We start from the raw sequence: 18732 nt of genomic DNA, 5'->3' as shown, positions 1-18732 counted from the left end.
GAATACACCTCAGATGAAAGCGATTAAATACTTTACACCTCTGCTCTCACTTTGCCTTGTGGCGTGTCAGACCACAAATAGGCCACAGCCGGAGGCGAGTAAGGCGGAATTAGCGGCCTCAATGGCAACGGCATCAACGACGCCACCGCCTGCGACTATGCCGGACGCGGTTCAGCGGGAATTGAATTCAGGCGCATTGCTATCAGGTTTGACCCCCACATTGGAAACTGAGCGTCGTTTCGATGTATCAGCCCACGATGTTGATGCTAAAGTATTTTTTCCAAGCTTAGTTCAAGGTACACCGCTGAGTGTTGCCGTACATCCTGACGTGCAAGGTACGATTTCATTATCCCTTAAAGGTGTGACGTTAACTGAAGCAATTCAAGTGGTTGAAGATATCTACGGCTACGAAGTCAGTCGCGAAGGGCGCATCCTAAGAGTGTTTCCTGCTGGAATGCGTACCGAGACGTTTCCGCTGAATTATCTCTACATGGAACGCGATGGCTTATCTGTGACGTCAGTGAGTTCAGGACGGATTTCGGATAGCAATAATTCCAATAGTAATTCGAACAATAACAATTCAAACAATAGCGGCTCGAATAATAACAATAACTCGAACAGCAGTAATGGCAATAACTCGAGTAGTAATGGCGGTAGCGATAGTAGCAACGGTACTTTTATCCGTTCGCGTACTAAGACAGATTTTTGGGGAGAGTTGAAAGAGACATTATCCTCGATAATCGGCGAAACGGGTGGCGGTCGTCAGGTTGTTGTTACGCCGCAGGCGGGTTTAGTCACTATTCGTGCTTTTCCTAGTGAATTACGCCAAGTGCGTACTTTCTTAAATTCCGCAGAAAGTCATTTACAACGCCAAGTAATTTTAGAAGCGAAGATCCTTGAAGTCACATTATCCGATGGTTATCAGCAAGGTATCCAATGGGATAATGTGCTGGGACATGTTGGCAATACTAATGTGAATTTTGGTACATCAGCGGGCCCAGGTTTAAGTGATAAAATCACCTCGGCTATGGGTGGTGTCACCTCGTTGAGCATTAAAGGTTCTGACTTTACGACTATGATCAACCTATTAGATACCCAAGGTGATGTAGATGTACTGTCTAGCCCAAGGGTCACTGCATCGAATAACCAAAAAGCCGTAATTAAAGTGGGTTCCGATGAGTACTTTGTCACCGACGTTTCTTCGACCACAGTTGCGGGAACAACACCTGTGACGACTCCGCAAGTCGAGCTTACGCCGTTTTTCTCGGGCATAGCCTTAGACGTTACGCCGCAAATTGATAGTGACGGCAATGTGTTACTGCATGTGCATCCATCTGTTATCGATGTAAAAGAGCAGAGAAAAAATATCAAAGTGAGTAATGAATTGCTTGAATTACCCTTAGCTCAGAGTGAAATTCGTGAGTCTGATACTGTCATCCGCGCGGCTTCCGGTGATGTGGTGGTGATTGGTGGTTTGATGAAGAGTGAAAACATCGAAGTGGTATCGCAAGTGCCTTTGTTGGGTGATATTCCCTTCCTAGGTGAATTGTTTAAAAACCGTAGTAAGCAGAAGAAGAAAACCGAGCTTATTATTCTGTTAAAACCTACGATAGTCGGTGTCGATACTTGGAAAACGGAGCTGCAACGTTCTAAGACCTTATTAGATCGTTGGTATCCGGAGACAAAGTAAGCTTCTATGTATCAGAAGCATTTTGGCCTAAGCCAACCTCCATTTTCACTGACACCTAACACCGGATTTTTTTTCGGTCTGTCGCCACATGTGGAAGCCTTGCAAGTCTTGCAAACCGCTCTGCAAACGGGCGAGGGCTTTATCAAGGTGACAGGGGAAGTGGGGACAGGTAAAACGTTGATTTGCCGCAAGCTCATTAACGAATTGCCGAGTCAGTTTCATTGCGCATATTTGCCTAATCCTTATCTCACTCCTGCTGAATTACGCTGGGCGGTAGCGAGTGAGCTGGGCCTTAAATACACCAGCAATATCGACCAGCAGCAACTCACTGGACTTATTCAACAGCAGCTTTTAGCCTTGAGCGCCCACGGGCACGCCATCGTATTGGTACTCGATGAAGCGCAGGCATTGCCGGACGACAGTCTTGAGGCGCTGCGGTTATTCACTAATCTGGAAACCGAGACACGCAAATTATTACAGGTAGTGTTATTTGGGCAACCCGAGCTCGATGACAGGCTTAAACGCCAAGAATTTAGGCAATTAAGACAGCGGATTACTTTTAGCTACAACCTTCGCCCACTGACATGGGATGAAACCGACGCTTATCTTCGCCACCGATTAGCTATCGCTGGGCGTGCGGGCGAACCACTCTTTACATCACGGGAAACACGTCAGATAGCCTATGCGTCCCGAGGGATCCCCAGATTGATCAATATTCTTGCCCATAAAGCCTTGTTATTGAGTTTCGGCGAAGGCGCTACTCGTGTGCAAACCTCCCACGTTAAAGCCGCAATTCAAGACACCGAAGATGCAAGTGTTCGCCGATTATTATCGTGGAAATGGTTGCCTTTTTTCACTTTGATGACAGTGGCTTTTGGTTTGGGATTACAACACTTTTTCAGGGGTGTTGTATGAGCGTGATCAACAAGATGCTGCAGGATCTCGACAAACGTCAACAGGGGCATGAGCTCAGCAACATGGCTCAGCCACAGGTGCAATATTTAGCTCGCAGGCGGGCTCCGTTTAACGGGCTGCTGCTCTGTGGGGTGTCATTGCTATTCGGTGGCGGCGCGGTTTATGGCTGGCAACTTTTCATGGCAAAGCCTGCTGAAGCGACTATTTCGGCTCAAACAAATGGGCAAAATGAATCTACTCAGACTCAAATCGAGCCTGTGCAGGTAGACAAGATTACTTCGAGGCAGCCTTCAGCAAGCGTCGTTGTCGTCGAAGAACCGCTTAAAGTTGCGACGACGCAGGAGTTTACGACTAAGAATGAAGAGCTTGAACCCAGTGTCGACGACGTTGTACTTAATCAGCCGCAAGAATTTGAATCAGAACATGATGTTGAACAAGAGTCACAACGGCAACAAGATGAGAGCTCAGTACTCGCAGATGGCCTAGTCGATACGTCAAGCGAGCCAAGCCATTCACAGTCAAATCGTGTGACATCGAGTGTGCGAAGCGCCGAGGTCACTGCTGCCGCACCCTCTGCATTAATGATGTCAGAACGTGCCAGTGTTGCCGCCGATAATGAACTTAACGCGAGCAATGAGCTTAAAGTACAAGAAGTTAAAGCTGATGCAGGCACTAATCGACTCACGCCCCAACAGCAAGGGCAAATGGCGATTACTGAGGTGAAGTTGACCCCAAAGCAGCTGGCGCAGAAGCGGTTCACATTAGCGAATGAGGCTGAAAGGGATGGCAAACTCAAAGATGCCATTAGTTATTATGAGCAAACATTAGGCTTTGATCCCAGTATGCATGAAGCGCGCAAGCAGTTAGCTGCGCTGCATTATGGGCAAGGTCAATTAGCCAAAGCCAGTGAAGTGTTACTGCAAGGCATGCTGTTATTCCCACAGCAGTTAGACTTTGCCTTATTGCTTGCTCGGGTTCAGCAAGCCTCTGGTCAGGCTGATCTCGCATTAGTGACGTTAGCCAACATACCTGACACGCATCCACTGGCGAGACAAAAGTGGATGGCACAATCGGATTTAGCGCAAAAGTTAGGACAGTTTTCGTTGTCAGAACAAGCCTATAGACAATTATTGCAACAAGAACCTCAACAGGCTAAATGGTGGATGGGGCTGGCCTATGCGCTCGATTCGCAGCAGCAATTTCCCCAAGCACGCCAAGCCTATCGGACTGCTTTAGGCCATAGAGGCTTATCGGCGCAGGCGAGTGCCTTTATTGAACAACGTTTGACTCAGCTAGGAGATAGCCAATGAAACCCAGATTAAAAATGCGTTTGGGCGATCTGTTAGTTCAAGAAGCCATTATTACTGAAGCGCAGTTGCAACAGGCGTTGGCCGAGCAGCGCAATACGGGCAAAAAACTGGGTCGTACTCTGATTGATTTGCAATCGATTACCGAACATCAGTTACTGCAGTTCTTGTCGCAACAATTGAATGTGCCTTTGCTGGATATCAGTAAAATGCCAATCCCTGCGGAAGTGGTACATCTTATTCCTGAGGTGCAAGCACGACGTTTCCGCGCTTTAGCGGTTGAAGACCGGGGCGATAGCGTATTAGTTGCAATGAGCGACCCCGCGGATTTGCAGGCGCTCGATCACCTCGAAATGCTTATCGCACCTAAGCGTTTGAAGTTAGCGGTAGCGCCCGAGCAGCAACTGCTGCAAGCGTTTGATAACTTATATCGCCGTACAGACCAAATTGCACAGATCGCCGGTAAGCTCGAAGAAGAATACGCCGCCGATGAGATGTTCGATTTAGCCAGCCTCACGTCGGGTGACAGTGACAATGAAACCACAGTGGTTAAGTTGCTGCAGTCGATTTTTGAAGATGCGGTGCAAATGCGCGCCTCGGATATTCATATCGAACCCGGTGATAAAGCCTTACGTATTCGCCAGCGTATCGATGGTCAGCTACATGAAACGATTCTGAATGAAGTTAATATTGCTGCCGCTTTAGTATTGCGACTTAAGTTGATGGCGGGGCTCGATATTTCCGAGAAACGTTTGCCGCAGGATGGTCGTTTCCATATGGAAATCAAAGGTCATCATATCGATGTGCGTATGTCGACTATGCCGATTTACCACGGCGAATCTGTGGTGATGCGTTTACTCGATCAATCGGCGGGTTTATTGACCTTAAACGAAACCGGTATGCCGCCTGCTATTTTGGCGCGTATTCGTAAACAGATTAAACGTCCCCACGGCATGCTACTGGTCACAGGTCCAACGGGTAGCGGCAAAACGACCACCTTGTACGGTATTTTGAGCGAGCTCAATACCGCCGACCGTAAGATCATCACGGTGGAAGATCCGGTCGAATATCAATTGCCGCGGATCAACCAAGTACAAGTTAACCATAAGATTGGCTTAAACTTTTCAAATGTATTACGCACCACCTTGCGTCAAGACCCCGATATCATCATGGTGGGGGAAATGCGTGACCAAGAAACCGTGGAGATTGGTCTTAGGGGCGCATTAACGGGTCACTTTGTGCTATCGACCTTGCATACCAACGATGCGGTCACCAGTGCGCTGCGTTTACTCGATATGGGCGCTGCGAGTTATTTAGTTGCTAGTGCCTTAAGGGTGATTATTGCCCAGCGTTTAGTGCGCCGTGTCTGCCATAACTGTGGGGTAGAGTATCAACCGACACCGCAGGAAAAAGCCTGGCTGAGTAGTGTGAGCCGCAAAGATTTTACCCATGCGAATTTTAGGATTGGCACGGGTTGCCAGAGTTGTAATGGCAGTGGTTATCGCGGGCGGATCGGTATTTTTGAAATCCTCGAGCTAGATGAAAAGATGATCGATGCTATGCGTACTGGTAATCCGCAGGATTTTGCCAGAGCCGCGTTGCAGAGCCCTAACTTCACCCCACTCGCAGAGTCTGCTTTGCAATATCTGAGTGAAGGCATGACGACGATTGAAGAGGTCGCTAAGTTGGTGGAAGACGTGAGTGAATCTCAGATACCTTTGTCGAAGGATATTATCAGCCAACAAGGCGCTGAGGCGTAATTATGCCAATTTATCAATACCGTGGACGCAGTGGTCAAGGTCAATCCGTTACGGGACAATTGGATGCCGCGTCGGAAAGTGCCGCTGCTGACATGCTATTGGCGCGTGGCATTATCCCCCTTGAAGTCAAAGTCGCCAAAGTGGCTAAGTCGTTCTCACTGACTAAGTTATTTGGTGGCAAAGTCGCGTTAGAAGAATTACAGATTTTTACCCGACAAATGTACTCCTTGACCCGTTCTGGCATTCCTATTTTGCGGGCAATAGCAGGCTTATCTGAAACGGCACATTCCCAGCGAATGAAAGATGCGCTTAATGATATTTCTGAGCAGCTCACCGCAGGGCGACCCTTGTCATCATCCATGAATCAACACCCTGATGTGTTTGATTCTTTGTTTGTTTCTATGGTGCACGTGGGGGAGAACACGGGTAAGTTAGAAGATGCCTTCATTCAACTTTCAGGTTATATCGAGCGTGAGCAAGAGACGCGGCGACGAATTAAATCGGCCATGCGTTATCCCATGTTTGTATTGATTGCGATTGCGCTCGCTATGGTGATCCTCAATATCATGGTGATCCCTAAGTTTGCCGAGATGTTTTCTCGCTTTGGCGCCGACTTGCCGTGGGCGACAAAAGTGTTGATTGGCACATCAAATCTATTCGTGAATTATTGGGCGCTGATGTTGGTGGCGCTGATTGGCACTATTATTGGCATTCGTTACTGGCACCATACGGAAAAAGGTGAGAAGCAGTGGGATAAGTGGAAGTTACACATTCCCGCCGTAGGGTCGATTATTGAGCGTTCGACGTTAGCCCGTTATTGTCGCAGTTTCTCTATGATGCTCAGTGCGGGCGTGCCGATGACGCAGGCCTTAAGTTTAGTGGCCGACGCGGTAGATAATGCCTACATGCACGACAAGATAGTCGGTATGCGCCGTGGCATAGAGTCTGGCGACTCTATGCTGAGGGTATCGAATCAGAGCAAGTTATTTACGCCACTAGTGCTGCAAATGGTGGCTGTGGGCGAAGAAACGGGGCAAATCGATCAATTACTCAATGATGCGGCAGATTTCTATGAGGGCGAAGTAGACTATGATTTAAAGAACCTCACCGCGAAATTGGAGCCAATTTTGATCGGTTTTGTGGCCGTGATTGTCTTAGTGTTGGCCTTGGGGATATATCTGCCAATGTGGGATATGCTCAATGTGGTCAAAGGCGGTAAGTAAGCGATATGGATAATATTTATTTCCTATCTTATACGTGGGACTGAGGTTAAATGCAGACTCAGCAAAAGGCTGAAAGCGATCTATTACGTATCTATGGACGTATGATCGCCATTGGAATTGTATTGGTTATCATGGCGGTGATCGGAGCTAAGTACTTTTTTACGCTACCGCAAATAGCGGCTCGTGGATTGGAAGTGGAACACGCCCGTTTTTTAAATGTGCTGGTGATGGTGCGTTCCCAGTGGTTGTCTTTGGGTAAGCCGGCGCAATTGCAGTTGAACTGGGAGGTATTTGATAATCCCTCCCCAGAAACTGAGTCGAGTGTTGTCGATATCAATGATTTAGGATGGCCACAACCTAAGCACTTAAATGATCAAGGCTGCCAAGATTTGTGGCAACAGTTAATGGGCGCTGAAACTGATAATTTAGGTCTAGAGGCGGATTATTTGGCTAAGGATAATAGCTGCCACTATCGGTCTAAAAATGGCGATAGTTTAGGCTATCAACTGAACTCTGGCAGGGTCATTTTTTTGACTGCTCCGTAAAATATTGTTAACTCAATGGCTTTTTAAAATTGATTTAACTGTTAGAATAAAATTTCTGAGGTCTGGGGACATATATATGAAAACTAAGCAAACAGGGTTCTCATTAATCGAACTTGTGATTGTGATTGTGATTTTGGGTTTACTCGCCGCAACTGCGATCCCACGATTCTTAAATGTCACCGATGATGCTGAAGATGCCAGTGTTGACGGTGTTGCGGGTGGTTTATCGACTGCAGTTAGCTTTGTGCGTTCTCAGTGGGAAGTTGATGGGCGTCAAAATAGCAGCGTTATCCTCGACGGTAACACAGTAAATGTCGATACACGTTTTGGCTATCCAACGGGAACTTCAGTAACCAGTGCGACAGCTATGACAAATGCCAGTTGCCAAGAAGTGTTTAACACTGTGTTGCAGAGTGCTCCACGTAACGTATTATTTAACCAAGATGCACGTAATCAACGTTATACCGCTCGTGTTATTAACGCCGCAGGCGGCAGTGCTAACTCAATTACTGGCGCAGTCGTCGCAGGTTTAGATTTATGTGTTTATCACCAAGTGGCTTCACTGGTGCTAAATCAAACGAATGGTGTACCCACTCCTGCCCCTGATTTAACAACGGTAGGTGCTAAGGGAATTGTGTATAACCCAGGCACAGGCAGAGTGTTAAGCTTCACTCAAACACCATTTGTACCATAGGCCGTAATTAATAGTTTTATTTTATTCATGTTTTAAGTAGCTTAGTTTAAAAGTGACTTAACTTAATTAGTACTCACACGAGTACTCACTTAGAAAGAAAGGTAGTTTTATATGAAAAGACAACAAGGTTTTACCTTAATTGAATTAGTCGTAGTGATCATCATCTTAGGTATTCTTGCTGTCACAGCGGCACCTAAGTTTATTAACCTGCAAGGTGATGCAAGAGCTTCAACTATTCAAGGTATGAAAGGGGCTATTCAAGGGGCGAATAGCTTAATTTATTCAAAAGCTGCATTACTCGGAATTGAACGTGCAGCAACAGGTAGTGTTGATGTGCTCGGTAATACTGTTGCAGGGACTCCTGCGACAGGTACTGCTGACGATGTTCCAGTTGTCTTTGGTTATATGGCTGCGACAGAAGCAGCTTTAGAAGCGGGAATGGATGTGGCTTTTGATGCAGGTACTTCACCTACTGTAGCAGGCAGTAATGATTGGATTATTAATGTAGTAGGCAATAGCGCTACAATTTGGCCTCGTGGAGCCCCAGCTGATGTTGCTACTCCAGCTGCAAGTTGTAAAATTGTTTATACACAAGCAGCAAGTGCAGGTGCTTTGCCGACTATTACTCTAACCGATAATGGTTGTTAATTTAATTTATGTGAAAAGGCCTGCCTAGCAGGCCTTTTTTTTAGATAAAATGCGGTTCTTACATGATTTTAAATAAATGAGTCCGCCAAGAGTTTTCCGACATTTATTTGCGTTAATCATATCGTTGGCAGAAACTGAACCTAGTACATGAAATCAGCAATTAACGCGAGTGATGCTTAAATTCTCTATGTCAAAACAAGCTGGATTTACCTTAGTAGAATTAGTAACGACCATCATCTTGATTTCAATTCTTGCTGTGGTTGTACTGCCACGCCTGTTTACTCAGTCTTCCTACAGTGCCTATAGTTTACGTAACGAGTTCATTAGCGAGCTGCGTCAAGTACAGCAAAAAGCGCTCAATAATACCGACAGATGTTTTCGTGTAACTGTTTCTGGCACTGGCTATCAAGTGAGTCAATTCTCTGCCCGAAATGGGGCGGTTTGTTCTGGTACTGCATTATCGCCAAACCCGCTTTATACCCAAGCTTTTCAAGGTGGTGCTCAATTAGTGCTAGTGAGCACTAACAGCAGCAACTTTACCCTTGATTTCGATATCAATGGCCGACTTTTTCCAAGCTGTAATGGTGATTGTATTCGCGTGACCGCAAATGACACTGTGATGATTAATATATCCTCCGAGGGCTATATTTATGCGAATTAATCCTCGGTTGCTATTGGGCAAAGCATCAGTAAAAGCATCCAAAAAAGCCAAACCACAGAAGGGTTTTACCCTTATCGAATTAGTCATTGGTATGTTAGTTATTGGCATTGCAATAGTGATGCTAACCAGCATGTTATTCCCCCAAGCTGATCGTGCGGCCAGTACCTTACATAGAGTACGCAGTGCTGAGCTTGCACATTCGGTGATGAATGAAATCTGGGGTAAACGTTACGATCAAAACACTAATGCCAATGGTGGCACACCAGCCTGTGGTAGTCCGCTCGGTAGTAATTGTTCAACGTCATTAGGCCCTGAGTTCGGTGAGAGTCGTAACAACTTTAACGATGTGGATGATTACAACGGCTTAAATGAAACCGCGACTATGCTCAATTCGACCCAAACCTATGCAAATGCTTATCCTAACTATCATTTAAGCGTCATAGTTGCCTATGGCGCAGTGTCCAATACTAAGCTAGTGACGATTAATGTGACGACGCCCGACAACGAAGTGATTACTTACAATATGGTGAGGAGTAATTACTGATGGCCTCACCTTTATCTACGGTTAATAAAAAATCCACACTAGGTTTTACCTTGGTCGAGATGGTCACTGTTATCTTGATTCTGGGGATTCTCGTAGTCGGGGTGAGTAGTTTTATTATTTTTGGTACGCGGATTTTTGTTGAGTCGAGTTCAGTCGATCAAGTGCTAAGTCAGAGCCGTTTTGCTGTTGAGCGAATGACCCGTGAGTTGCGTAGTGCCTTGCCTAATAGCCTGCGAGTTAATACCGATTCGCTGACCTATCAATGTGTTGAGTTTGTGCCTATCGAAGCCAGCACGACTTATCTAACCATGCCAATAGTGCCAGCTGCCGCCGCGAGTACTGGGATAGTTATTCTAGATAATACCGCGAGTGCGATTCGCGTGAATCAATTCGCTTGGATCTATCCCTTGATTGATGCCGATGTGTATAGCAGCGCGAGACAAAAGCGGGCACAGGTTAAAACGATTGCTACTGCGCCTTCTCTTTTGGAGCATCAAGTTACGCTGACTTTTACTTCGCCAACACGTTTTGCAGAAGCATCACCACGACAAAGGATCTATTTTGGTTCGAGTCCAGTGAGCTATTGCTTTGAAAAGGGGCCAAGCGGCAATGAATTACAATTATTGCGTTATGCTGGTTATAGCTTTAATGCCATTCAGCCAAATCCTGCCGCTATGCCTGCCACTATGGGCACGGGCGTGCTAATGGCGCAAAGTGTGGCAAATGTTTTAAATAATGGTGCTGATTTACCGCTGATTTTAACGCCATCTAGCCTAGTGAATAATGCCATGGTGCATTTACAACCGCGGTTTAATGTTAATGGTGAGACGTTCCAATATCGACATCAAGTGCAGGTGATCAATGTCCCTTAATTTATATCGTCAATCGACAGGTCATCACTCGGTAATGCGAATCTTACCCAGAACATCACTAGCAAGGTTGCAACGAACTGCTTTACCTGCGCGTCAACGCGGCAGTGCATTGATTATTGCCGTGTTTGTGATCACAGTGATGTTTCTACTGGCGTCAGCCCTGATCAATATTGTGCAGGATGGCGATACTGGATTAACCCAGGAGGTGTGGGGGACTCGTGCCTTTGCCGCCGCGAACAGTGGCGCCGATGCCGCATTGGCAACATTATTCCCATTAAATGGTTCAGTTGGCATTTGCCCTGCAACGAGCACTTGGAATCCTCCTAATGTAACCGGTTTCCATGCCTGCACTGTGACCTTGACGTGCAAACCCTATGCGGTAGGTACCACCACCCAATATCGAATCAACAGTAAAGCGGTATGTGAAAGCGGCGAGACCCGTGTTAGCCGACAAGTTGAGGTAGAAGCTCGTGGGAATTAATCTTTTTTATCGTGCCATATTGGCAGCACTTATCTTGAGTTTTCCCTCGTCAGTGATGGCATTCGACCCTATTGATCAGAGTGTGATTTTTGCCAAAGTTGCTCAAGGGCATCATGGTGATTACTCAAACGTGTGCCGTCAGATATCATCGCCACAATTAATGATAAATGGTAATGGCATCATTAATGGTACTGGTGGTGCTGCATTAGATTATTGCTCGAGTAACGATGGCAGTGGGCTTTCTAATAACAGTTGTGATAACGGTACAGGCGGAGTGCGGAAATGCACTATCGATGGCAGTGATATTCGAGGTTTAAAATTAACTGGGAGTAATGCTTTTTTATCGAGTAGTGGTGCTGGTGGCGGTTATGGTTCTTGTAATACTGGCGAGCAATTAACGCTTGGTGGTAATGGGCAAAGTCAGTTTAGCAATGTTTCGCTTTATTCTGCTTGTACTCTGACTCTATCGGCAACTCAAAATGAGTATCGATTTAACACTATCGCTATTGGAGGCGGCGCGACACTCGTTTTACCTGAAGGGGACTATTGGGTAGATAGTTTTACTTTGAATCAAGATGCTAAGGTGATTTTGCAAGGCAATGTCCGCATTTTTATAAAGCAACAGTTTGAATTAAATGGCAGTAAATTCAATGAAAATAATGCTGCTTCTGCTCTTATTATTGGTTATAGCAATATTCAGCTAAATAGTGATGCTGTACTCAATGGGCGAGTTTATAGCGATGCAACATTAAGTCTAAATAATAACTCGATTATCAATGGCCGAGTCACCAGCCGTTATTTGGTTATGAGTAGTGGTCGTATTAATGATTATGTACCGGTATTACAGTGTTTTAATGACACTTTCTCCCAAAGTGCATTAAGCAGTGATTGGGTCGTTTCCCGTAGCAGTGGCACTTTTACTCCATCTATTCGAAGTGGTCGATTACGCTTAACCGAAGCTAAATCTGACCAATCTACGGCATCTACCTATCAAAGACTCTTTCCTGGAAAAGCTAACTTAGTGGAGATCCAGTTTGATCACTATGCCTATGGTGGCAATGGTGCCGACGGCATTGCGGTAGTGTTATCGGATGCTTCTATAACGCCGCAGCCTGGCGCCTTTGGCGGTCCATTGGGTTACGGTTATAAACCTGGTATTAATGGGTTCGCGGGTGGTTGGCTTGGGTTTGGTATTGATGAGTTCGGTAACTTCTCCGGTGAAGGCGGTAGTTCTAATGTCGGTCAGCGACGCCAGTCCGTTGCGGTTCGCGGTTCGGGTGTCGGCACGTCAGGGTATAATTATTTACGCGGCGCTTGTAGTAATGGCACTACTAATACGAACGGTAGTTGCTTATCGCCTGCGGTAGACGGCAATAATGTGTCGCCTGCACACAGGTATAAAATCACAATTGATTCGCAAGCCGCGAATCAATCTATTGTGAAAATTGAGCGTAATACAGGTTCTGGTTTTGTGACTTTAGTTCCCGCATTTAACGCCGCAGCACAAAATGGTCAGGCGGCCATTCCAAGTGATTTTTTATTGTCTTTAACGGGCTCAACGGGGGGCTCAAATAACAACCACGAAATCGATAACGTGCAAATTTGTGCGTTAAAATCGAATCCTATTGGTGCTCAGATCGATCATTTTGAGTTTGATCATACGGGTCAAGGTCTGACCTGTAATGCTGAGACGGTAACGATTAGAGCCTGTGCAAATGCGAGTTGTAGTCAACTCTTTACTGCACCTCTTAGCGCAACCTTATTACCTGATTCTGCGGCAGATGGCGTATGGGTTGGCGGTAATCAAGTGAGTTTTAGCGGTGGCACAGCGCAACTGCAACTGAGGCGAAATACTCCCGGTGTAGTGACTTTAGGCGTGAAGGGCTCTAATCCCACCACCAAACCCTTAAGCAAAACCCTTTGCCGTATTGGCAATGGTGGCTTGAGTGAAAACAATTGTTCACTCACCTTTGCCGACAGTGGTTTTGTATTCGATGTACCCGATAAGCGTGCGAATCGCCCCGAGCAAGTGTTAGTCAAAGCGGTGAAAAAATCCGATGTGACGAAGCAGTGTATCCCAAGCTTCCAAAGCCAGACCAAAACGCTGAATTTCTGGAGCAGTTACCAAACGCCAAGCGCGCCTATCTCGTCTAAAGCCGTCACCATCAACAATACGGCAATTGGCACCTCGAGTGCCTTGCCTACGGCGGTGAACCTGCTGTTTGATACCAACGGACAAGCAAGCATTTCAGTCAATTACCCTGATGCAGGTAAATTACAATTAGATGCAAAATATACAGGTACTGGTGATGAACAGGGCTTAGTCATGGCAGGTTCAGACCAATTTGTCAGCGTACCAGCGGGATTGTGTGTTAAGCCTGTAGATGCCAATGCTAGCTGCTCAAGCGCGAATATGACGTGTAATGTTTATCGTAAAGCGGGTCAAACCTTTGGTATGACGGTGCAAGCGATGGCATGGGAAAAAGATGGCGATCCGGACTTTTGTTCGGGCAACTTACCCACGCCTAACTTTAGTGATGCGCAGATGAAGCTTGCCAGTAAAGTCGTTGCGCCAAGCATTGCCAACGGCGGACTTGATGGGGCGTTAGGCGTGGCATCCTACAGCCACTCGGCGCAGGCCAATAATCTCAATACCATCAGCAATCAGACCATCAGCGAAGTTGGAGTATTCCAAATTGCAGCGCAGGCGAGCCCAAATTATTTAGGGACGGCAAGCAGCTTAAATATTCCAATTGGATATTCAGCTAATATTGGCCGTTTTGTGCCCGATAGATTTTTAGTCAGTAACGTATCGGTCATACCTGCCTGTGGCGGCTTTAGCTATATGGATCAGCTGTTCCCTATGTCGATGGAGCTCAGTGCTTTAAATATCGCGGGGGATATAACGAAAAACTATTTCCCGCCATTTTCCCTCGCCACTGCCAAATTAGTGGGAGAAAATAACAATAATGGTGTCGATTTACAGAGTCGCTTAAGTGCCTTACCTATAAAGGCTGAAAGTTGGAATCAAGGTGTGGCGACGGTCGATGCTTCTTACCAAGCTAACTTTAGTCGGGTGACCCCAAATGTGGCGACGAATCTGTATCAGGATGGTCCCTTCGAGCTGCTCGATATTGGCGTGCAATTGATGGATAACGATCCTCGGCCGAATGGGCTTTACAGCTATGTGGCCTCACCAGACATGGATGCGGCATCTACAGGCACTTGCACTAACTGTAATGCTAAGAAAATCAGCACTCAAACCCTTCGTCATGGCCGTGTGGTGATGGATAACACCTATGGTCCTGAGACAGAAATACTGCGTATGCCGACTCGAGCCGAATATTGGAATGGCAGCAGCTGGGCCTTAAATACTGCCGATAACTGCACAACGGCAGTGTATGCTTTGGGTTCGCAGGTTGATCATTCCGCTCTGGGTTACAATTTTGATCCCGACTTAGTGGCGGGACAAAGTGTTGTGCGTTCTGGCGGGACTGCAACATTCCAAGCTGGCCAATTTGAGTTGCTCTGGCAAGCCGTTACAACAAGTGGGTTGCCATACCGCGGCCAAGTGACGGCGCCCTTGGATGTGCCGACATGGCTAGAATGGTACTGGAATTGGAATGGCGTATCGCCAACAGCGGTCACTGAACCGCGGGCAAGTGCGTATTTTGGTCGTTATCGAGGGCATGACAAAATAATCTATTGGCGTGAGGTAAACTAATCTGAGTTATTTCTCTCATTAAATTGAACTCAGGCTTTCCCTTGAAATGGGCTGCCATTTTACTTATTAGAAGTCGACGAAAACGCTTGTAACAGATTCTAAATGCAATGCCTTAGTTTGATATTTGTTGCTGAATTGTATGTTTACTCGTTTTTTGTTGCTGATATTTTCGTCAATAAACAGTATTTTCCGCTTAAATACTGTTTTTTACGTGGCGATTTGAAAAAAAATCACTTCATTAGCGATTGTTAACCTCCTCGGTCTTGTGGAATCAGGGTGGCATTGATAAAGTTAGCTGATTTTTCTTTTCTTCTGACTCCACAGAATACAGGCTAGTTACATGTTTAAGAAGCTACGCGGCATTTTTTCTAATGATCTATCGATCGATTTGGGTACAGCTAACACATTAATTTATGTTCGTGGCGAAGGCATAGTCCTCAATGAGCCTTCTGTTGTTGCTATACGTGGTGAGCGTAGTGGCTCCGGTCAGAAATCTGTTGCCGCGGTCGGCACAGAAGCTAAACAAATGCTAGGCAGAACGCCTGGCAATATCCAAGCTATCCGCCCAATGAAGGACGGTGTTATTGCAGATTTTTATGTGACGGAGAAAATGTTGCAGCACTTTATTAAACAAGTGCACAACAATAGTTTTTTTCGTCCAAGTCCACGCGTGCTTGTGTGTGTGCCCGTTGGTGCTACTCAAGTAGAACGCCGTGCTATTCGTGAATCAGCCATGGGCGCTGGTGCTCGCGAAGTGTATTTAATTGAAGAGCCAATGGCAGCTGCGATTGGTGCGGGTTTACCGGTATCTGAAGCGACCGGCTCTATGGTGGTGGATATTGGTGGTGGTACCACTGAAGTCGCGATTATTTCACTTAATGGTGTAGTGTATTCGTCTTCGGTACGTATCGGCGGTGATAAGTTTGATGATGCGATCATCAACTATGTCCGCCGTAATTACGGGAGTTTGATTGGTGAAGCTACGGCTGAGCGTATCAAGCACACTATCGGCACTGCTTATCCTGGCGATGAAGTACTTGAGATCGAAGTCCGCGGCCGTAATTTGGCAGAAGGTGTACCTCGTAGCTTTACACTGAACAGCAATGAAATTTTAGAAGCCTTACAAGAGCCATTATCTGGCATCGTAAGTGCTGTGATGGTGGCGTTAGAACAATCTCCACCAGAATTAGCTTCAGATATTTCTGAGCGCGGTATGGTGTTAACTGGCGGCGGCGCTTTATTGCGTGATTTAGACCGTTTATTAATGCAAGAAACCGGAATTCCTGTAATGGTGGCGGACGATCCATTGACCTGCGTAGCACGTGGCGGTGGTAAAGCCCTCGAAATGATTGATATGCACGGCGGCGATCTGTTCTCCGAAGAAACCTAATTTAACTTCGGTATGGGGCGGTTAATCACCGCCTTAGCTTTCCTATGAAGCCAATTTTTGTTCGTGGTATTTCAAACCAATTCCGTCTGACACTGGCAATTATTTTGTCGGTGGCTTTGCTCGTGGCTAATCATCGCCTCGATCCTGTACGGCAATCGTTATCCTCTTTTTTTAGTCCATTGCAGTATTTAGCGAGCGTGCCCGGTGTTGCGCTTGACTGGTCGTCTGAAAGTTTTGCCACCCGCAATATGTTAGCGTTGCAGAATAAAGAGCTGCTCAGGCAGCAATTGCTGATGAGTGAACGCTTACAGCGTTTCGAACACTTACGCCAAGAAAATGAACGTTTACGCGCACTGTTGGGCTCACCAGCCTACCTTGATTCGCGCAAAATGGTGGCTGAAGTATTGGAGGTTGCTAGCGATCCTTTCCATCACTATGCGGTGTTAAACCATGGTTCACGCAGTGGTGTATTTGTTGGGCAGCCTGTGGTCGACGCCCAAGGGGTTGTTGGCCAAGTGGTACAAGTCAGTGAAATGACCAGCAGGGTGTTATTGCTCTCAGATGTATCACACGGATTACCTGTGCGTATCACCCGTAATGATGTGCGCCTTGTTGCCAATGGTACGGGTGAGCTAGATGAAATAGAACTGCGCCATGTGGCCAAGAGTACTGACATTCGTGTCGGCGATTTGCTGGTCACCTCAGGTTTAGGGAATCGTTTCCCGGAAGGTTATCCGGTCGCGCGGGTAATGGAAGTGTTGACTGAGGATGGTCAAAGTTACGCTCGAGTCACCGCCCAGCCTTTAGCGGCGTTAGATCGTATTCGTTATTTATTGTTGATTTGGCCATCTCCCGATTCTGGTGTGACCTTACCGAGTCAGCCTACCGTGCCTGCTGCGGATCATTCATCGAGCGATAATGTATCAAAAGCAGATAGCGCTGTTCCTGCTGGCGGAAGTGTCACGCCAGCAGAGGCTTCTAAACCTGTGACCGCGCCTGCGACCAAACCGTCAACGGAAACCACTCCTCCTGTGGCTGAGGTGCATTAATGAGTTTTCAGGCCGCCAATGGGCGCTTTATTGTTTGGGTGACATTATTTATCGGCGTGATCAGCCAGATCATGCCTTTACCAAGTGCTGTTGATGCTTGGCGTCCAGACTGGCTATTAATGATTGTTCTCTATTGGTCTATCGCATTACCCCACAGATACAACATCTTAACCGCATGGGTTTTAGGCCTAGTATTAGATATTTTATTGGGAGCCACCTTAGGTGTGCGCTCTTTAGCCATGTCTTTGGTTATTTATATTGCTATCTTGCATTGCCAGCGTTTGCGAAACTTCCCTCAATGGCAGCAGTCGTTAGTGATCATGCTACTGATTTGTATTTATCACTTAGTGATTTATTGGGTGGAATTTGTGATGCAAGAGGCTGTTTTCAAAACGGATCTATTTTTACCTGCGATTTCAGGATTAGTGATCTGGCCTTGGATATTTTGGATTTTACGTCGGGTTCGACGTCATTATAAGGTTCGTTAACTGTGGATTTAGTTTTAGCTTCAACTTCGCCACGTCGCAAAGAATTATTGGCACAGATTGGATTCGGTCGTCCTGAGTTTAGTTTCACGCAAGTGGCACCGGATATTGATGAAACTGTGCAACAGGGCGAAGCGCCAAGGGATTATGTTCGACGTTTAGCTGCTGAAAAAGCCCAAGCTGGACTGGCATTATGCGCAGATATGTCACAGCCTGCTGTATTAGGTTCTGATACTATCGTGGTGCTTGAAAATCAAATATTAGGCAAACCGCAGGATGTGGCCGATGCTAAGCAAACGCTCAGTGAACTGTCTGGCCGAACGCATACTGTGATGACGGCTGTGGCACTGACCTACAAAGCAGGCGAGTCTGACTCAACCTTAAAAACTTCAGTGCGCTTAGTCGAAACACAAGTGCGTTTTTGCGCTTTATCGACAGCTGACATTGAGGCTTATGTGGCTTCAAAAGAGCCCATGGATAAGGCGGGCAGTTATGGCATTCAAGGGCTCGGCGGTTGCTTTGTGGCTGCAATTGAAGGCAGTTATTCTGGCGTTGTAGGTTTACCTCTGGTTGAAACGCGTGAGTTGTTAGCCGAAGTTGGCTTTATTTAACTGCTGCTGGTTGCTTATATTGCGATTTTGGCTTGAGGTTAGAATGAACCTTATTGGCGTTTAGGGCTCTGAATCGAGTACTCCAATGACGTTGACCTTGTTCCTTTATTCGGTTTTCATGCTTAGAGAGTTT

Annotated in this window: 17 protein-coding genes; all 17 read left to right on the top strand. The window is 46.4% G+C overall.

The genetic code is table 11. The features are described 5' to 3' along the window. Positions 1–13: 13 nt before the first annotated feature. A complete protein-coding gene (gene mshL, locus L5M51_RS12060; protein ID WP_263172928.1) occupies positions 14–1690 on the top strand; it encodes a pilus (MSHA type) biogenesis protein MshL in 1677 nt (558 codons plus the stop codon). Positions 1691–1696: 6 nt separating this feature from the next. Next, on the top strand, positions 1697–2605 hold the full coding sequence (locus tag L5M51_RS12055) for an ExeA family protein (RefSeq protein WP_105251273.1): 909 nt from the start codon (positions 1697–1699) through the stop codon (positions 2603–2605). Continuing rightward, positions 2602–3915, top strand: coding sequence for a tetratricopeptide repeat protein (locus tag L5M51_RS12050; RefSeq protein ID WP_263172925.1), 1314 nt, complete (start codon positions 2602–2604; stop codon positions 3913–3915). The genes L5M51_RS12055 and L5M51_RS12050 overlap by 4 nt, the downstream gene beginning before the upstream one ends. After that, positions 3912–5672: a GspE/PulE family protein gene (locus L5M51_RS12045; RefSeq protein WP_263172923.1), complete on the top strand. Its 1761-nt coding sequence runs from the start codon at positions 3912–3914 to the stop codon at positions 5670–5672. The genes L5M51_RS12050 and L5M51_RS12045 overlap by 4 nt, the downstream gene beginning before the upstream one ends. Positions 5673–5674: 2 nt before the next feature. Beyond that, positions 5675–6895, top strand: coding sequence for a type II secretion system F family protein (locus L5M51_RS12040; RefSeq protein ID WP_126491075.1), 1221 nt, complete (start codon positions 5675–5677; stop codon positions 6893–6895). 50 nt (positions 6896–6945) lie between these two features. Beyond that, positions 6946–7440: an MSHA biogenesis protein MshF gene (locus L5M51_RS12035; protein ID WP_263148047.1), complete on the top strand. Its 495-nt coding sequence runs from the start codon at positions 6946–6948 to the stop codon at positions 7438–7440. A gap of 76 nt (positions 7441–7516) precedes the next feature. After that, positions 7517–8134, top strand: coding sequence for a prepilin-type N-terminal cleavage/methylation domain-containing protein (locus L5M51_RS12030; RefSeq protein WP_105251278.1), 618 nt, complete (start codon positions 7517–7519; stop codon positions 8132–8134). Between the two features lie 111 nt (positions 8135–8245). After that, complete coding sequence (locus tag L5M51_RS12025; RefSeq protein WP_263172921.1) at positions 8246–8782, top strand: type II secretion system protein; 537 nt, start codon at positions 8246–8248, stop codon at positions 8780–8782. 172 nt (positions 8783–8954) lie between these two features. Further along, positions 8955–9443 (top strand): type II secretion system protein, encoded by a 489-nt coding sequence (locus L5M51_RS12020; RefSeq protein WP_173248708.1) that lies wholly within the window; start codon positions 8955–8957, stop codon positions 9441–9443. After that, complete coding sequence (locus tag L5M51_RS12015) at positions 9433–9987, top strand: type II secretion system protein (protein WP_263172919.1); 555 nt, start codon at positions 9433–9435, stop codon at positions 9985–9987. The genes L5M51_RS12020 and L5M51_RS12015 overlap by 11 nt, the downstream gene beginning before the upstream one ends. Next, on the top strand, positions 9987–10859 hold the full coding sequence (locus tag L5M51_RS12010) for a PilW family protein (RefSeq protein ID WP_263172917.1): 873 nt from the start codon (positions 9987–9989) through the stop codon (positions 10857–10859). The genes L5M51_RS12015 and L5M51_RS12010 overlap by 1 nt, the downstream gene beginning before the upstream one ends. Further along, positions 10849–11340 carry an MSHA biogenesis protein MshP gene (locus L5M51_RS12005; protein ID WP_263172915.1) on the top strand — a complete coding sequence of 164 codons (492 nt, stop codon included), beginning with the start codon at positions 10849–10851 and terminating at the stop codon, positions 11338–11340. Before L5M51_RS12010 ends, L5M51_RS12005 begins: the two co-directional genes overlap by 11 nt. Continuing rightward, entirely contained in the window at positions 11330–15064 is a 3735-nt protein-coding gene (locus L5M51_RS12000) for a DUF6701 domain-containing protein (RefSeq protein WP_263172913.1), read from the top strand. Before L5M51_RS12005 ends, L5M51_RS12000 begins: the two co-directional genes overlap by 11 nt. Positions 15065–15404: 340 nt before the next feature. Next, positions 15405–16454 carry a rod shape-determining protein gene (locus L5M51_RS11995; protein WP_105251284.1) on the top strand — a complete coding sequence of 350 codons (1050 nt, stop codon included), beginning with the start codon at positions 15405–15407 and terminating at the stop codon, positions 16452–16454. A 44-nt stretch (positions 16455–16498) separates the two neighbouring features. Continuing rightward, positions 16499–17503, top strand: a complete 1005-nt coding sequence (mreC, locus tag L5M51_RS11990) for a rod shape-determining protein MreC (protein WP_263148058.1) — start codon at positions 16499–16501, stop codon at positions 17501–17503. Beyond that, the gene (gene mreD, locus L5M51_RS11985; protein WP_105251286.1) at positions 17503–17991 is read left to right on the top strand and encodes a rod shape-determining protein MreD; all 489 of its coding nucleotides are present in this window, start codon (positions 17503–17505) and stop codon (positions 17989–17991) included. The genes mreC and mreD overlap by 1 nt, the downstream gene beginning before the upstream one ends. A gap of 2 nt (positions 17992–17993) precedes the next feature. Further along, complete coding sequence (locus tag L5M51_RS11980) at positions 17994–18599, top strand: Maf family protein (RefSeq protein WP_263172911.1); 606 nt, start codon at positions 17994–17996, stop codon at positions 18597–18599. Positions 18600–18732: the final 133 nt, after the last annotated feature.

The organism is Shewanella sp. SM73 (assembly GCF_025653795.1).
Lineage (GTDB): Bacteria > Pseudomonadota > Gammaproteobacteria > Enterobacterales > Shewanellaceae > Shewanella > Shewanella oncorhynchi.
Note: the sequence above shows the minus strand (reverse complement) of the source record. Positions and strands in the feature narration are given on the sequence as shown.

Coding starts and splice junctions, on each gene's coding strand:
- mreC (WP_263148058.1), top strand. CDS start 16,499: ATGAAGCCAATTTTTGTTCGTGGTATTTCAAACCAATTCCGTCTGACA.
- L5M51_RS12025 (WP_263172921.1), top strand. CDS start 8,246: ATGAAAAGACAACAAGGTTTTACCTTAATTGAATTAGTCGTAGTGATC.
- mreD (WP_105251286.1), top strand. CDS start 17,503: ATGAGTTTTCAGGCCGCCAATGGGCGCTTTATTGTTTGGGTGACATTA.
- L5M51_RS11995 (WP_105251284.1), top strand. CDS start 15,405: ATGTTTAAGAAGCTACGCGGCATTTTTTCTAATGATCTATCGATCGAT.
- L5M51_RS12005 (WP_263172915.1), top strand. CDS start 10,849: ATGTCCCTTAATTTATATCGTCAATCGACAGGTCATCACTCGGTAATG.
- mshL (WP_263172928.1), top strand. CDS start 14: ATGAAAGCGATTAAATACTTTACACCTCTGCTCTCACTTTGCCTTGTG.
- L5M51_RS12035 (WP_263148047.1), top strand. CDS start 6,946: ATGCAGACTCAGCAAAAGGCTGAAAGCGATCTATTACGTATCTATGGA.
- L5M51_RS12010 (WP_263172917.1), top strand. CDS start 9,987: ATGGCCTCACCTTTATCTACGGTTAATAAAAAATCCACACTAGGTTTT.
- L5M51_RS12055 (WP_105251273.1), top strand. CDS start 1,697: ATGTATCAGAAGCATTTTGGCCTAAGCCAACCTCCATTTTCACTGACA.
- L5M51_RS12020 (WP_173248708.1), top strand. CDS start 8,955: ATGCTTAAATTCTCTATGTCAAAACAAGCTGGATTTACCTTAGTAGAA.
- L5M51_RS12045 (WP_263172923.1), top strand. CDS start 3,912: ATGAAACCCAGATTAAAAATGCGTTTGGGCGATCTGTTAGTTCAAGAA.
- L5M51_RS12050 (WP_263172925.1), top strand. CDS start 2,602: ATGAGCGTGATCAACAAGATGCTGCAGGATCTCGACAAACGTCAACAG.
- L5M51_RS12030 (WP_105251278.1), top strand. CDS start 7,517: ATGAAAACTAAGCAAACAGGGTTCTCATTAATCGAACTTGTGATTGTG.
- L5M51_RS12040 (WP_126491075.1), top strand. CDS start 5,675: ATGCCAATTTATCAATACCGTGGACGCAGTGGTCAAGGTCAATCCGTT.
- L5M51_RS12015 (WP_263172919.1), top strand. CDS start 9,433: ATGCGAATTAATCCTCGGTTGCTATTGGGCAAAGCATCAGTAAAAGCA.